Annotated in this window: 19 protein-coding genes; 9 read left to right on the top strand and 10 right to left on the bottom strand. The window is 34.9% G+C overall.

Annotated elements, in window-relative coordinates; translation table 11 throughout:
• Window positions 1-620: 620 nt before the first annotated feature.
• Window positions 621-1,538, bottom strand: coding sequence for a hypothetical protein (locus F8162_RS00950; RefSeq protein ID WP_151582706.1), 918 nt, complete (start codon window positions 1,536-1,538; stop codon window positions 621-623).
• Window positions 1,539-3,179: 1,641 nt separating this feature from the next.
• Between F8162_RS00950 and F8162_RS00945 the strand changes: the two genes are divergently transcribed.
• The 4 genes from F8162_RS00945 (at window position 3,180) to F8162_RS00930 (ending at window position 5,476) form a co-directional block, all read left to right on the top strand.
• A complete protein-coding gene (locus tag F8162_RS00945; RefSeq protein ID WP_070169464.1) occupies window positions 3,180-4,001 on the top strand; it encodes a ParA family protein in 822 nt (273 codons plus the stop codon).
• 1 nt (window position 4,002) lies between these two features.
• Window positions 4,003-4,377: a hypothetical protein gene (locus tag F8162_RS00940; RefSeq protein ID WP_151582704.1), complete on the top strand. Its 375-nt coding sequence runs from the start codon at window positions 4,003-4,005 to the stop codon at window positions 4,375-4,377.
• Window positions 4,378-4,497: 120 nt separating this feature from the next.
• Entirely contained in the window at window positions 4,498-4,761 is a 264-nt protein-coding gene (locus F8162_RS00935) for a hypothetical protein (RefSeq protein ID WP_151582702.1), read from the top strand.
• Window positions 4,762-4,855: 94 nt separating this feature from the next.
• Window positions 4,856-5,476 (top strand): DUF3967 domain-containing protein, encoded by a 621-nt coding sequence (locus F8162_RS00930; RefSeq protein ID WP_151582700.1) that lies wholly within the window; start codon window positions 4,856-4,858, stop codon window positions 5,474-5,476.
• Window positions 5,477-5,523: 47 nt separating this feature from the next.
• Here the strand turns inward: F8162_RS00930 and F8162_RS00925 are convergent, their stop codons facing one another.
• The 4 genes from F8162_RS00925 to F8162_RS00910 all read right to left on the bottom strand — a co-directional run bounded on the left by F8162_RS00925 (window position 5,524) and on the right by F8162_RS00910 (window position 8,520).
• Window positions 5,524-6,111: a hypothetical protein gene (locus tag F8162_RS00925; protein WP_151582698.1), complete on the bottom strand. Its 588-nt coding sequence runs from the start codon at window positions 6,109-6,111 to the stop codon at window positions 5,524-5,526.
• A gap of 88 nt (window positions 6,112-6,199) precedes the next feature.
• Window positions 6,200-6,688 carry a hypothetical protein gene (locus tag F8162_RS00920; RefSeq protein ID WP_151582696.1) on the bottom strand — a complete coding sequence of 163 codons (489 nt, stop codon included), beginning with the start codon at window positions 6,686-6,688 and terminating at the stop codon, window positions 6,200-6,202.
• Between the two features lie 19 nt (window positions 6,689-6,707).
• Window positions 6,708-7,253 (bottom strand): replication-relaxation family protein, encoded by a 546-nt coding sequence (locus F8162_RS00915; RefSeq protein WP_318826070.1) that lies wholly within the window; start codon window positions 7,251-7,253, stop codon window positions 6,708-6,710.
• The gene (locus F8162_RS00910; RefSeq protein WP_151582694.1) at window positions 7,225-8,520 is read right to left on the bottom strand and encodes an FtsK/SpoIIIE domain-containing protein; all 1,296 of its coding nucleotides are present in this window, start codon (window positions 8,518-8,520) and stop codon (window positions 7,225-7,227) included. Before F8162_RS00910 ends, F8162_RS00915 begins: the two co-directional genes overlap by 29 nt.
• 299 nt (window positions 8,521-8,819) lie before the next feature.
• On the opposite strand from F8162_RS00910, the gene F8162_RS00905 reads away from it, so the two are divergent.
• From F8162_RS00905 to F8162_RS00890, 4 genes are all read left to right on the top strand, one after another.
• Window positions 8,820-9,041: a helix-turn-helix domain-containing protein gene (locus tag F8162_RS00905; protein ID WP_000467326.1), complete on the top strand. Its 222-nt coding sequence runs from the start codon at window positions 8,820-8,822 to the stop codon at window positions 9,039-9,041.
• Window positions 9,042-9,129: 88 nt separating this feature from the next.
• Window positions 9,130-9,330, top strand: coding sequence for a hypothetical protein (locus tag F8162_RS29390; RefSeq protein WP_413226525.1), 201 nt, complete (start codon window positions 9,130-9,132; stop codon window positions 9,328-9,330).
• A gap of 156 nt (window positions 9,331-9,486) precedes the next feature.
• Window positions 9,487-9,771: a YolD-like family protein gene (locus F8162_RS00895; protein WP_151582692.1), complete on the top strand. Its 285-nt coding sequence runs from the start codon at window positions 9,487-9,489 to the stop codon at window positions 9,769-9,771.
• Window positions 9,772-9,876: 105 nt separating this feature from the next.
• Entirely contained in the window at window positions 9,877-10,116 is a 240-nt protein-coding gene (locus tag F8162_RS00890) for a hypothetical protein (RefSeq protein WP_225990127.1), read from the top strand.
• A gap of 25 nt (window positions 10,117-10,141) precedes the next feature.
• Here the strand turns inward: F8162_RS00890 and F8162_RS00885 are convergent, their stop codons facing one another.
• The 4 genes from F8162_RS00885 to F8162_RS00870 form a co-directional block, all read right to left on the bottom strand.
• Window positions 10,142-10,909, bottom strand: a complete 768-nt coding sequence (locus tag F8162_RS00885) for an N-acetylmuramoyl-L-alanine amidase C-terminal domain-containing protein (RefSeq protein ID WP_151582690.1) — start codon at window positions 10,907-10,909, stop codon at window positions 10,142-10,144.
• Window positions 10,909-11,115: a hypothetical protein gene (locus tag F8162_RS00880; protein ID WP_151582688.1), complete on the bottom strand. Its 207-nt coding sequence runs from the start codon at window positions 11,113-11,115 to the stop codon at window positions 10,909-10,911. Before F8162_RS00880 ends, F8162_RS00885 begins: the two co-directional genes overlap by 1 nt.
• A 1-nt stretch (window position 11,116) precedes the next feature.
• Window positions 11,117-11,353, bottom strand: a complete 237-nt coding sequence (locus tag F8162_RS00875) for a hemolysin XhlA family protein (protein ID WP_151582686.1) — start codon at window positions 11,351-11,353, stop codon at window positions 11,117-11,119.
• 87 nt (window positions 11,354-11,440) lie between these two features.
• Window positions 11,441-12,205: an SGNH/GDSL hydrolase family protein gene (locus tag F8162_RS00870; protein WP_151582684.1), complete on the bottom strand. Its 765-nt coding sequence runs from the start codon at window positions 12,203-12,205 to the stop codon at window positions 11,441-11,443.
• 291 nt (window positions 12,206-12,496) lie between these two features.
• On the opposite strand from F8162_RS00870, the gene F8162_RS00865 reads away from it, so the two are divergent.
• Entirely contained in the window at window positions 12,497-13,297 is an 801-nt protein-coding gene (locus F8162_RS00865) for a hypothetical protein (protein WP_151582682.1), read from the top strand.
• Window positions 13,298-13,574: 277 nt separating this feature from the next.
• On the opposite strand, the gene F8162_RS00860 is transcribed toward F8162_RS00865, so the two are convergent.
• A complete protein-coding gene (locus F8162_RS00860) occupies window positions 13,575-15,716 on the bottom strand; it encodes a tail fiber domain-containing protein (RefSeq protein ID WP_151582680.1) in 2,142 nt (713 codons plus the stop codon).
• Between the last annotated feature and the right edge of the window lie 35 nt (window positions 15,717-15,751).

The following is a 15,751-nucleotide window of genomic DNA, read 5'->3' as shown; positions in this document are numbered from 1 at the left end:
AAAGCAGATTCTTTTGAAAGGCGTACATATCAATAATTATAAGAGGTGTGGCGTCACTCTAATACTGATCTCAAATCTCTTGTGCTTTGTGAACTAACAATCTGGTGTATATAGACGATTCTGTTTTATAGGATGTGTTTACACGTATAACAAAGGGGTAATACGTGTATATTTATATAAAATTAAAGTGGTTCAAGTCGGAGGAAGGCACCTTAGGGTGCCTTTTCTTTATGGAATGAATAAGGAAAATTATGATATAATAGAATTGTCGAAACACACATGTGTCCAATGGAATTGGCTTACCATTGCTGATGATGACTGGCTTATTAATCATTTTATATTCCGCTTTTTGTATTATTCGTGATTTTAAGGGAGTGAAGCCTATGACAAAAATTAGTAACTTTTTAAATCTAACATACGCTACTAGCGCAAGCATCATCACATTTATGACAGCCATTCCTTCTTATAGGTTCTAACCTACTGACGAACTTGTGAAACTCAAGCGAAAAGAAGGATATATAATATTTCTATCAAGTCGGAGGAAGGCACCTTAGGGTGTCTTTTCTTTATGCATAAAAAACCTCACCATCTTATGAAAATAGTGAGGTTTTTATGCGTACTTATTTATCTTTAACAATAGAATAATCAGGGTTATCATGTAATACGTAGTTAATAAAACGAAAATCTTGTCTTCGAGCATACTTATAATTTACATCAGCAAATTTATTAAAAGTTAAGTCTTGTGCAATTGAAACCATTTGTTTATTCATACATATGCCATACAGTATAATGTTAATAGATTCCCTACCAATTTCTTGATATAAATAATCTAAATAGAAATCTACTTCCCAGGTATCCATACTATTTTTATATTCATAAATTAATCGCAAACTCCGATTAACACTACTAAAAAATGAAGGAATTACATCGTTATCATATATTCCGCTTTCATCTATAGCAGCAGATAATAAGTCGCCATATTCGTCAAAATATTTATCTACTTCATTTTCTCCAGGAAGCTTTTTAGATGGGTCTTTCAGAGAATTTATCATAGATTTGTCAATACATAGCGTAATAGATCCCATCCATTCATTAAATGTATAATAAGTCTCACCAAAAGCCATTTTTAAATATGCTACCGCTTCTACTTTAGATTTTCTCAGCTCGTCAATTTGTATAAAAAATGAGTTTTCAAATCGCTGCATCTTAGCGGTTTTACTTTGTTCTTGCAATGTTTCCTTTGTGCTTTCCATTTCTTTTTGGAGTAAGGACAACTCTCTTTGTTGTGTTTTAAGTTGTTCATGTTGAAGTTTGTAAGTTCTATAAATAAAGAACATCGTAAAAATAGTCAAGAATGGAATAGTTGAACCCCCAAGGAAGTCCCCATAAGTACCTAAATCATCAAACTTGAATGAAAATCCTTTTATTAACAATAATCCCATGAAAGGAGATACTATAGCCAAAAATAAAAATAACCAGCTAACATCAAATCCTCTATCATTTTTCTGATTTATATTGCCTTTTAAATCACCAGACATTTCGCACCTCTTTTTATATTTATAGATTACACCTATAATAACACGGCATTTAAATAACTTATTATATTCACACGTTAATTTTATAATCTGTTTTTCTTAAATTTCACGTACTATATCTGATGTGTAAAACCTAATTCAGCAATAAGACCTATTCTATCATCCATCCCCTTATCCTCTAACTAACTAACTAAGTAAGTAGTAAATTCCTTTATTTATTCCTCTATCTTAGCGAGTAGTTCTCCTAGAGCTTAAACAATCTTATATTTTTCTGCTTTTCTTCGAATTTAATCTTGACTGAAGATCTTGAGGGTTTTTATCATGTGGGAACGATTATGGAACACGGCTGGAAGGCAGATTTATCCCCTACTTTGAAAGACTACAAAAAAGTAATCAATCAAAATAGATGGATAAGCGTCTTGTTTTCGCCATGCGGTCACTTATAAGGTATCCGTATGTATAGACCCCGTTCACTCAGCGATCTTCACCGCATACATCCTTTTACTATGGCTTGTCCTTGTAATATCGTCCCTACACGACAAACTGAATGTACTCCCTAGCACCGTAATGCTAACGATAACCACCCGAACCTTTTAGAGAATCGTCCCTGGGCAAGTTCTCGCCCACCCTCACCAGAAGAACAGGATTCCAATGAGGGGTGCTGTTTTTGTAGGCGTATACTTTGTACCCCCTGCACGACCAACAGCTAGCCACGCCGTAACACGTTCCCTCTATATAGAAGCACGGAATTACGGCTTATCAGTTTTTATTTACGTGGTATCAGGCAATTCCACGCGAACAAAAACAAAAAGGCATCCCAAATTCCTAAATGGCCTGTACATTCACAAGACTTCTAGGATTAGAGATGCCCGTTATATATCTTTTGGACTAGAAAATAATCAAAACTAGTATTTACTAGTTGATATTTATCCAAACAATGATAAAATGGGTATATCAAAGAAGCCTCGTGAAAAGGCATAGTTGTTTAAGGTTAGTGTTGGTGCACTACTTAAACGTAAATACTGTGGGTTAATACAGTTCTTTCTAGTTAAGTGGTGGTACACTTACTAGAACCAAGTCATTCCCGCTAATGGTTGGCGCCAATAGCACAGGGAGTGGCTTTTTGTTTTGTGTTCATATTCAATTGTTGTATGGATCTTCGTTTATGTAAAATATCAAATTATGTTTTGTTTTGTAGAATGTTGCTTGTTGTTTACTACGTTACAACAAGCATTACCCTTTGTAAACAGCGAATTTGCGCACTTTACGAATAATATCCCTATTTCCCTATTTCCCTATTTCCACTTATAGATATAGGGATATTTCCCTTTTTCCCTATATCTATATTTCCCTATTTTAGTTATTTTTGCTCCTTCTATCTTCAATATTAAATGATATGTATTTTCCTTATATTTCTCCGACTTGATTACAAATAAAACCTCTTAATATCAACGTTTATGTTATTAATTTCTAACTCTATGATTCTATTGCATAACCTCAATATCATTGTTATAATTTCTATAAAGATATAGAAATATCCCTATTTCTATAGTTAGAAATATCCCTAATTCCCTATTTCTATTTTTCCCTATTTCTATAAAGGGATATAGGGAAATTTCAAATAATATAACTGGAGTGTTAAAAATGGCTATTACAATTACGGTAGGTAATTACAAAGGTGGAGTCGGTAAAACCACTAATGCTGTATTGAACTCTTATGAATTTGCTAAAAAAGGCAAGCGTACATTACTTGTTGACCTTGATCCACAAAGTAACGCAACCAAGTCTTTAATGTTAACAAAATCAATCCTTAATCCTGATGAAATTGTTACTGTTGAAAAAACATTAATGAAAGGAATACAAGAGGGAAACCTAGACGGCTTAGAAGTGGAAATTATGGATAATTTGCATTTACTTCCTTCTTATGTTGATTTTCAGGACTTCGCAAAATTTCTTTATAAAAATTGTTCTTCGGAAGCTGAGGAAGATCATTACTTTAAAGGATTACTTGAAAAGATAAAGCATAAATACGATTACATATTTATCGACGTACCTCCTATGTCACTAGAAGTTACAAAAAATGCAGTTGTAGCTTCTGATTATGTTCTAATTGCTCTGCAAACACAAGAACGGTCTCTTACTGGTGCCGAGAACTATATTAATGAACTTATTAAGTTAAAAGAACAATATGATCTTGATATTGAAGTAGTTGGCGTTCTTCCTGTCCTATTAAAAAACAACGGTAAGGTTGACGAGTATATCATGGAAAATGCTCGTGAAATTTTCGGTGAAGAAAACCTATTCAAAAACATTGTCCCGCAAATGGAACGTATTAAGCGATTTGATGTAAATGGTATTACTGAAAAAGATAGACATGATATGAATGTAATTGAACTATACGAAACGATTAGTGATGAATTGTTGTCTCGTATTGATATGTTCGAAAAAATGAAGGTTGGTGTGTAAAATGGCGCGAACTCCTGGTTTGTTAGGTAGAAAGAAAAGTAACTTTGAACCTACTGAACCCTATGTACCAGAGCAAGGACAAGCTGTAGTGGAGAACAATGAAGTACCAGCTGCTCCTTCTCAACCTAAGACAGAAGAAAAACAAGTAACTCGAAAAGAAAAAAGAAACGAAAAAACTGAAACGAAAAAGAAATTTAAAAACCAGCAAGGTAGTATTAAAATTTCTAATCAATCAAAAGAAGAACTTGAAGTATTAATGAAACTTACGAACACAAAATTCACATATGAGATCATCGACTTACTTATAGATCGTTATATAGAAAACGATCTAACACCTGAACAGAAAAGGAAATTCAAGCTCTTAACAGAGGTTTAAAAAATATAGAAATATCCCTATTCCTATAAAGGGATATTTCTATATTTCCACTTTTTCTATATATAATACAAAAAATTGTTTTAACAGTTTGAGATAAAATATTAAATAGGAGTGGGTAATTTGGATAAACAATACTTAGTGACTGTGACGCCTATTCAAAAAGATTCTAAGCCGCAGAAAAAGAATTCATTGCCGGCATCAGACAGAAAAAATATAAAAGTATCACTTGAAACACTTAATAAAATGAAAGCCATTTGCACAATGAAAGACATGAAAAATTATGAACTTATTGATGAAATGTTAGATTACTATATCACTAATAAATTGAATTCAAATGAACAAAATGACCTAAACGACGTACTCTCTATAAGAGGACAAGCTTAATGCTTGTCTTTTTTTATTATCAAGAGTTTTTAGGGAGGATTGTAGATTCTTAGGGAGAATGTTGCAATAGGAACGAAAGGGGGAACGGATACAAATGGATCAGGAACAGTGGAACGGGAATCGTGACTCATTAGAAAAATCTTATTGGACAAAGGAAGTTGCTGAGACTCTTGGTATAAGTGACAGCTATTTACGTAAATGGTGTTTGGAACTAGAGAAGAACGGATACAAATTCATCAAAGTTAAGGACGGAAAGAACAGAGAGAACCGAGCTTTCACGGAACATGACTTGATTGCATTGCGAAAGTTTCAATCCCTTATTGGGAACGCTGGAACGACACGTTCTATGGCTGCTAAAGTTATTGCTGAAGAATACAGTTCGGAAGATAGGAATGGTGGAACGGGGACTGTTCCTGCGCCTCTTATTAGAGATAATGATCGTGAAAAAGCCCTAGAGGAATTAAAAAAACTGGCATTAAATAGTTGGAAGGATGAGTTGAAATCCGAGCTTGTAGAGGAGATTAAACAAGAACTTAAAGAAGAAATTCAGCAGCATATGAAAGAGCAAATACAATCGGCAGAGGAACGTCTTGGTGAACGTTTAAAGAGCCATGACGAATTACTCATGCAAACGATTCGCGAACAACAAGAGACTAAAAAGATGTTAGTTGCAGCGCAGGAGAAAAAGAAATGGTGGCAATTCTGGATTAAATAGAGTCGTTACATTTGAAACAAGAAAATTATAAAAAGCCCTGTTTCTGTTTATACAGGGCTTTTTTCAGCATTTCTATTCAATTCATTAACTCTCTTCTCTAACTCTTTAAAATCACCAGACAAATCTGTCAATAATTTCATTATTCTTTCATGCTTTTCTTCTTCCTTTTGTAAAAGTGATTTATTATTTTCAATTATGTCTTGCATGCCTTTAAGTCTTTTGTATTCCTCTTCAAGTCTTTCTCTTTCCCTTGTTACTATAGCCTTTTTATTACTAAATCCAATAGTTATATATACAAAACCTAATGCTAAAAGACTTGCTGTAGTGCTTATTGAATCAAGAGTATCTTTATCTAATGATGTGATAAGCTTAGAATTCGGGTAAACTAATATACTCATTGTCGCTAAAATATACAATAAACTATCAATAAAGAGATAGAATTTATTATTCGAATTATCATATCTGTTTTTAAAAAAGTCTGCTAGGGTCAAACACAACCCTGATGCTGAAATACCAGTCACTAATGGAGAACTAATATTTGCAGCTCCTGTAGCATTCCATAAGCCTAAACCAACTATTGCTAACCCTAAATATATTGTTATTTTCTCAACATCCAAAAAAATATTTCTTTCCATACCTGAACAACCTTCCCCAACGTTATATGATGTTACAATTATATAGTAAAATATTGACACTTGATATATTTAATATAACAAAATGAATCTATATAGCCTTTGCAATTTCAACTAATAATCTCATAAATAGCGGAATCATTTGAACTACAATATAACCAATCCCTGCGCGACTTATTAACGAAAATCCTCGTTCTTGGCTACCAACCATAATGAATAAACCTCCACATAAAGCGACTACACTAGCAATCGGATAAGACACCGCTTTAATCAAGAAAATAACAGGCTCAAATGCGTTTACAATACGGTTATATAATTGGCCATCAATATAATTTTTTATTGCTCCATCGTTGGACTGTACGTCTTTAAACACTTCATTTACATCTGGATTATTCCCATCAGCAAATACATGAGGAATATCTATAATGTTGCTGAATATAATAGCACTACCGATTACTAATGAAATGCGCACTGCGACAGGTGCGTATTTTTTTGCTTTCTTTTTGAACAAACTCCACTTTTTCTTTGTCCCGTAGTTACCATCCATAAAATCTTTGATGCTCATTGTCTCTGCTGCCATATGGACCATCTCCCTATTTTTAATGGAAATCAGTAACTGTAAAGATGTTACAATCCAATCCCTCGCAAAGCTTTTGTAGGTTCTTCCTGCGGTATTCCGTCGTGGTGTACCAAATAAATTTTGGTGGATTCTCAAATACCTTGCATTCAATCAATTTGCGATACTTCTGCATTTTAATTCGGTTCGCGCTCATCTTTTGCTCATGATCCACCTCTACAATGTGATAACGGCCATTATCCGTGAATAGCGCATCTGCAATTATAGAAACGATACCTTTTACATTCATTTTCACTTCCTGCTTCCACGTTTTCGGGCATTCGTAAGCGATGTAGATATCATTTCGCATGATGTAATGGCGAAATTGATTAGAACGCTTGAGTATTTTCTTACTTCCGATACGTTCGCGCCCTTCTTTGTTGAGATAATATACCTTTTCCCCATCCCTAAAGCTAGACACATATTCTTCAAGACTCTTCATCACACGCGAAGCATTCCTGTCACCACCGAGGTCATGTAGGACCTGAATTTGCTTTCTACTAAGAAAGCCGAGTTTCTTCAAGCTCAAGAGTATACTTTCCGTTCTCGCTTCCTTCATGGCTAGTTTTTGCATCTTCATGCTCCTTCCTCGCTCTTATGTTGATGTGTGGCTTTATGATGTTATCAATCTGCTTATTATCGATATAAACTGTCTGTAGGACCTTCTTTTCATTCGTTTGGTATATAGCCCTTCCCTTTATGTTAGGAAGACTCTCTGCGCCGCCCTCATCTAAAACGGCACGGCTCCCTGCTTCTGTCTGTAATCTAAAGCAAATACGAGCGCCTATGTTTTGCCTTAATTGCGATGGTAAAGCTTCATTTGTTGGGTACTGCGTCGCATATACCAAGCGAAATCCCGCTGCCCTGCCACGGCGACCTATATCAACAATGATGTCTCTGCATTCCTGATATGGTGTCATGTCGGCTGCTTCATCTACAATGACAAAGTATCGTACTGGATCCCCGGCTTCTTTTATGTCTTCGTATCCTTTTTCTAGTAAGTATTCGTTTCTAGCATTCAGTTTATCTTGCAATTCCCTTAGAGTTTCAAGGGCTTCCTCTGGGTTCTTCGCAATTGATTCGACCTGGTTTAAGAATCTATATCGGTTAAAAGAGAGACCACCCTTCAAATCTATAAGGAATAACTTTGTATTTTCTGATTGGTTACGAACTAGGGATGTAATTATAAGTTTTAATACATTCGATTTACCCATGTCCGTCATGCCGGCTGAGATCATGTGCGAAAGTTGATCAAAGTCATGTTTTACCAATCCATCCCTCGTATAACCAATTGGAACCTCCCAACCTCTACATTGCTTCATCATATCCTCTTCAAATTTAACGAAATCAGGAATTCCTTTCTCATAAACTCGTATTTTAAGTAACCCATCGTAAGACAGCTCAATTTCCTTTCTAACGAGTTTTTTCTTGTTTATGATGTTTTGTATTTGCTTTAAAATATCTTTTCGCAGTCGGAGAGATTTGAAGTCTTGTAGTTTGAAATCATAAACTTTGCTCTTGTGGTTTAATCCATCCTCTAAATGTTGCATCTTTTGCTCGAAATCGGAGAAACTAAGACCGAGCGGAATCCTATACGCATATTCAACTCCCCAATCATTTCTCGTTTTGCGAAGTAACTGTATAGTCCTGGTCTCTTTTCCTTCTTTTACTTTTAATCCGCAGTTTGCACAGATTCTTTGAATTTTAGAGGCATCGGTCGTAGCTCCTTTTTGATGCATTTTTGATAGAAAGACTACACCACCAACTGTAGCTGAACTTACTAACTCGAATATCACAAACTTACACCACCCTTCTTTCTGTATTCTGCAAGAATAGTCCCTGAAGATTAGAAGAGATAAAAACAACTATGAATCGTTGAAAATACTAATTTTGTCATGTCTGAAACAGTATTCTGTGAACGAATTCTATTTGGAATAGGTGAAACGAAGTTTTAAAAGGCTATTAATCTGGAACCGTAAATCGTAATTTGTTTGGTATGGTAAAAAGTATTGTGTACTGTTTGGTCTTTATGTCAGTTTTTTTCTCGCGTTTAAAAAAATGACGAAAAGGGCAAGCTATTCATGAGGTGGTAAAGGTGTTTGGATTAGGCAAAAAACGTAGTAAATTTGGTAAGTGGTTAGATAAACAAGGAATCACACAAGGGGAATTAGAGAAGGCTGCTAAGTTGAGCAGAGGTACTATTTCAAAAGTATGTAATGATAAAGAATACACACCTAAATTTTCGACTATATCCCAAATAACAAGGGGACTGAAGAAGTTAGGAAAAAACATAAATGAAAATGAATTTTGGATGTAGCTTCGTAAAATCGGGGCTATTTTTACACTTTCAAAAGAACAAACGTTCGTGTATAATGAACATAAATCGCACGAATCGGGGGATCATCATGGATATTGAAAATTGGGGAACACCAAAGTTACGCGGGAGAGGTATGGTGAAGTGGCAGCCTTTCGCTTCAATACCAGAACAACATGAAGAAATTTGTGATTTGAACCATAACTTTGCCAAACGACAAGCTTATGATTCTTCAAATAGTAGTATATCTCGCGTGAATTATCCGAGATATACGTTGGGAGTGAGTAAATAGGCTATTATCAGGAATCAAATGGGGTATTTTTATTAGTTATTTTGGCAAGCTTATGGTTCAATATAGAATCTATGGCGAGGTTATGCTTCCAAAATTATAAAAATACTCCCCATATAACAACCGTTTACGGCAAGTAAATGGTTCCTATCGTGGCAAATTTATGATTCAAGTCACAAAATTCGCGGAATACTTGAGGATTTGAACAAATTACCTAAACCTATTGTTACTGAAGATATGAGAGAGCAGCTTGAGCGCAGTCTTATTTACTCGATGCAAACTAAAGAAGAAATCGATATTTCATATTACCGTGATGGACATATTAGCAACATGTACATAAATGTATTACATATCGAACCGATGACAAAAACGGTATATTGTACGGATGCATTTGGTTTGAATACCGAATTTAAGTTTGATGAATTAGTGAATATAGCTGACTGATTTCAGTCAGCTTTTTTGCGTGGGAATACCAACCATTTGTTATTGAATAAGATTATAATACACATTAGATACATAAATTTAACAATTTGGGATGGGGGAATACTTATGGAAAACAATACTAAGCCGAAAGAAAATGGAGATAATTTCACTATGTTTTTGGGGGCAGGATGTTTACTAGTAATAATCTTACTTATAGGTTTCGGGATATTTGGAATGATCAGCGCCTTCTTTGGCGACAACGATACTGAAGAATATAACAATAATCCTTATACAGAAGATTTTGATGGGGATGGTATTGGTGGAGATAAGGATGATCATGATTATTACCATAAAAATATAAAATAAGCCGCCCAATGGACGGCTCTTATTTTTATTTAACTTCATACCACCAACCTTTTTTATCCAACCAACCTTTCATACCATTTAATTGCGCATCGCTAGTTGGTTCTGTAACAAAATACGTTAATCCATTAGATTGTAATTTGAAGTCCGCTGTCATTTTCAAAGAATTTAAAGCGCCCATTACATCAGGAGTTTCATATGGTGAAAAAGCGCCAGTTTGGATGACATTTTGTTTAGATGGTGCGATAGATTGACTTGTACCAGAAGATTGAATGGATCTCCCCACAATAACCTCCGCTACTGCCTTGGCTGCTTTATCAAAATTAGCACGATACTTTTGCATATCCGTTTCATTATCAATAAAGCAAATTTCAGGTAATAATCCTGTTTTTGTTTTATTAATCCATCCTAACTCAGTAGAAAATTTAATCCCTCGATCTCTTAATCCAAAAGCATCGGCCATTACTTTAGAAATCTTGGCTGCTAATTCTCTATTACCATATGAAGGATGTAACCAAACTTCACAACCTGTACCACCTGGAGAAGCATTTAAATGAAACTGACAATCTACATCACTATCTTTTACTCGTAAGTGATTGTCTGCTGCGTTACTCCACACTGCGGTTTTTGTTGTTCCTACTTCATCAGAACAGTTAACATATTTCCATCCTGCTGCCTGTACATAACTTGCTACTGCATCCAAGAAACGTCTGTCCTCCACATGCTCAATTCCATATTGACTATTTGCACCTGGTACAATTTTATTGTGGCCACCTGACCCTGCGAAACAACCCATTATTCAACATCTCCTTTTTGATTGCCATCATGATCTGACCAAATACCTAAAGCGATACCAACAGATAATAAAAAAGGTGCCAGTTCATCTAAGAAAGTCTTAGCTTCTGGCACCCCGAATTTCGTAAACAAAAATCCAAGCAAAGAAAAAACCGCAATCCAGGTCTTCCAATTGCGGAGTCGTTTTTTGATATTCTCTTTTGACATATTACATGCCACCTCCCTTCATTAAGAAAGTGAGTGCTGCTCCGATTAGCCCGCCTACAATGAGACGTAAAATCCATGTAGTATTGGCACTGATTTTATCAAGAAGCTTATTTATATTTACAATGTCCTTTTCATTGACTGTAGTACGTGTCTCTAGATTGCGAATGTCACGTTGCATATCCTTTTGATCTGACTTAATTTGTTGGATCTCTTGCTTTAAATCTTGAATTTCTTGCATGGGTTCAGCTCCTTTTCTAAAAATAAAAAAGCCTGCTATAAGCACGCTTCGTTTTGTTGTAAAATCCGTATTTTATTTAAAGACCTATTAGCGATAAACATATTTCTTTATTTTATCTTCCCATGCCTTATAACCATCACCCGTTATGTGGACTCCGTCAACTGTCCATTCTTCTTTTAATTGACCTTCTTTATCTGTAAATAGATGATGTAAGTCAATAAAAGTATGTCCATTTTCTTTAGCGACTTTTTCAAGTTCTATATTCAGCCAATTGATGTCTTCATTGCTTAACTTTTTAGCTTTAGCTAAAGGTTTAGTTGGAAGTATGCTTTCAATGAATATCTTTGTATCTGGTAACTCTGATTTCATTTTTCCAAGAATAGCATTATAGTTTCTTAATATCTCCTCTTTTGGGGTTTTAGCTCCTAAGTCATTAATTCCAATCATAATAAATACTTTAGATGGCTTTAAAGCAACAATTTGATTTAAACGCTTCATTACACCAACAGTTGTATCTCCACTAATTCCACGATTATATGTCTTAACGTATGGAAAAGCTTCTCCCCACTCGTTAAAATTAGTTATACTATCACCTAAAAACACGACTCCAGTGTCTACAGATGTAGCCTTGTTGAATATAGAGGTACGCACTTTGTATGATGGAGAATGCTCTCTTTGATCGCCATTGCTATCACTTGTAGCTGACGAAGCTTCAGACGATTCTATCTTGTATTCTGGAGATAAGATTGCCTTTTTTTCACCAATTACATTTGAATAAACAAAATAACCGCCAACTAGCAACAATGTAATATTTATTGCAATAGATATAGTTGCTACCTTCTTAAGATTCATGTTAGTAAATCCTCCTAGAAAAATTTTCATAAATTGAATTTAATTCACTAAACAATATTATTGTATATATTTTATTGTAGCAATTTTAAAAAGGCTATATTTAATTTGCCTGTCTTATTATAAGAATTATATTTTATTTATATATTTTTAAAAGGTTTTCCAAACATTACATATTGCTATATAATTGAATTTCTTATGGTATTTCTAATATCACATAAATTTTCATTTTTAATATGACATAATCATATCTAGTAAAATCAATTTAATTAACTAAAAAAAGTAGGGATTTTAATGATTCAAGGTAAATTAATTAATAACAACAGCCCGAAGTTAACAATTATTTTTCAATCAGCTGGTCGTATACCAGATCATATTTTAGATAAAATTTTATTAAAACAAGCAAGTAGAGAAGAAGTTGCACTATATCATCAAAGATATAATTGGATAAAAATAGCGACAAATAAAGAAACAGATTACCTTTTTTTAGAAGATTTTTTCTCTGATAGCTATGGATGGTACATGATTGACTCCGGAAAAGATATAATAGAAGAGTTTAATCACCAACTATCTGAATTTATTGAGCAACACCATTATAAAGAGGTTATTACATTTGGTAGTAGTAAAGGTGGGACAGGAGCGTTATTATATGGTCTTTTAAATCCTAAAATTACGACTGTATTCTCCGTTGTCCCGCAAATTAACTCAATAAAGTATATTAATAAGTATATGAATAAATATAAAAGTTTGTTTTTCCCAAAACCAGATACAAGTTTAGAGAAACAATTAGATGACATTTTTTATAATCCCGAACTATATAAGAATGGTACGCATAAGAATACAACTATTTACTTCTATACCGGATTAGGTGATGATCAATTTACCGAAATATTAAACTTCCAAAATTTTATTGTAGAGAAAGTAAAAAGTAGCACAATTATTATCAATTCTAGCCAAAAGAAACATACGCCTGTCGTTGTAGATAATGTAGCGTTTATTCAGGATTTATTGCATGCTCTTGAAAATAATAACAAGATTTCTAATAAAAACTTAGTTAAATTACAAAAAGGACTATTTTTGCTAAAAGATAAATAACATAACAATATTGGATTCTATTTGACAACCCAGTGAGCAGTTAGCGTTTGCTAGCTGCTCTTTTGTTATAATTCAAACATCTTTTTAATCTCTCCAAACGTTTCTTTATTTCTATTAGGAATACTAATAACAGTTATTCCTTTTGCTCCACACTTCTTACATATCCAATTACGTTTAGGTGGATAGGACATCATCATTAAATCTTCGTATTTTTTCATGGTTACAAATGATCGCTTTAATTTCTTCAACTGTCCCTTGAATTTCAAATCCATTAATTTTAACTTTCAATTACTGTCCCTCCTTCTGTGTTTTGTTGTGCCTGTATTTTTTTAAATTCTCTACGCATTAAAGCCATCTCTAAAAACTGACACTCATCCGCTCTAATACCGTATCGGCTACCTGCTGGGGTTAGTTCTATCTTTTCACCAGTGATTTTCCCACTTTCGTCCACCACGTTAATGTACTCAGCAGGCCATTCATCGTATGTGAGAATGCCGATTTTAAGTGCATCTAATTCGTATTTTTTAAACACTTCATCTATGCGTTGTGCTATAACTCCGACATGCCAAAGCGCTGCCGATTCACCTTTGACAGATACATCACTATTAAACTTGTAACAACAAAAGTTAACTTCGCTCCAAGCATCTAACCAAATATCTGGTATTTCGCCAATTTGTTGCTTTTCGCGTTCATCTGATGTATTGATTGTACTTGTTTCTGCATACAACGCTTTCCAGCGGCGGCTAGGAGTACCCAACGCCTGTGATACGTCTTTATCTGGTCTCAGGTTTGCACGAACATTCATAATGTTATTTGCCATATCACCATAGATAAAAGGTGTCTCATTTGCATCGTTACCATAATCAATCCAAAGTAATCGGTCTTGATTAGTTGTTGGATTCGCCTTGTTACCAATGATAATGCTATTAGATCCTGTATAGTTTGCTCCCGCTTCTGTCCCGACCATTACATTCCGAGCGCCAGCACCACTATTTAAACCAGCACGTGTACCAATCATTACGTTTGCTTCACCGTCTGTTTTATTTTGCGCTGCGTAGGTCCCAATAATTGTGTTGATGAAATTATTAACCCCTTTATTCTTTTGCAATGCTTGATGTCCAATTGCAATGTTACGGTTACCATGAACTGAATAACCCATCGCATTATTACCTAAAATGACGTTTTTATAACCATCTTGAAGATACTTAGATGCATTACGCCCAACAGCAATATTATCTTTACCTGCCAAAGCATTAGCTAGAGCGAAAGCTCCTAGTGCCGTACATCGATCTGTTAAATATGACCTTGATAAAGCTTGATATCCCATAGCTGTATTTTGCGAACCTCTTACCAATTGAAGTAGTGCGTTTCTTCCTGCTGCTGTATTACCTGATACTTGCGAGGAAGAAGTTGCGGCCGGAAATCCTCCACCGGGATTAACGATTTCTGCACCAGGAGGTGCTGGATATCCGATTGGCTGAATGAGTTTTTCTACATTAGGATTCATTTGCTTTAGGAGGTAATGATCTGTTCCTGGTATATTCCAAATGTTTTTCTGATCTTTTTCGTTTAACCAAAGTTCATGCCGCGAAACAATAGGATCTTGAATACCTGCCCATTTCATTGCATTATTACCTACTGCTAATGAACGGGTATAAAACTTCCCTCTCGAAAGCGATCCACTACCAATTGAGACATTCGAATACTGATCCGCATTATTCTCCTGAGATTGGAATCCCATAGCCGTATTTTGTTTGCCACTTTTTAATTCTTTTAGCGCATATTCGCCACTTGCAGTATTCGCGTAGGCATCCAACCCAACGTTTACACCTGAATTGCGACTATTAAATTCGTTCAATATAGGCTGCGGGATTGAGCTTAAAACAACAATTCTTACCCCTGTTCGCTGACTTGGCGGGATTGATTCATTAAATTTTTCTCGCTCTTTAACATGCACAACAGCTCCAAGACCATAGTACCAACCGCGTAAATCATCCCCTTTCGCCATATAGACGCCAGGTGGGCAAAATATCGGTACGCCTGGGTTATTTACTTCAGCAGTCAGGAATGCTGTTGTGCTATCTGTCTCACCATCACCAATCGCGCCAAACCAAGTAACATTTACTCCTCTAGTTCTAAGATCATTTTTTAAACACTTATAGTCAGCGTCCTGCCTGTTTTTAGCGGTAGGATGAACGATACCTTCAGCGTCAACTCTAGAATCTACAACTTCAGCATTACTATCTCCGACGGCATTGATAACTAGGTTATCGATACGTTTATTTGCATCGGTTTCTACTTTGGTAACGAAAGACTTCAAGAAATTCAATACAGTTTCAACAATTGTCCAATTTTCATTTGTATTATTTCTAAAATCTCTATCTGTCCAGCTATTAAACCAACGCTTCAGTTTATACAAGTTACGTTCCTCCTTTTATATAAAATTCGTTTTTT

Origin of the sequence: Bacillus sp. CH140a_4T (assembly GCF_008923725.1) — a bacterium.
In the GTDB taxonomy this organism is placed as follows: domain Bacteria; phylum Bacillota; class Bacilli; order Bacillales; family Bacillaceae_G; genus Bacillus_A.
Note: the sequence above shows the minus strand (reverse complement) of the source record. Positions and strands in the feature narration are given on the sequence as shown.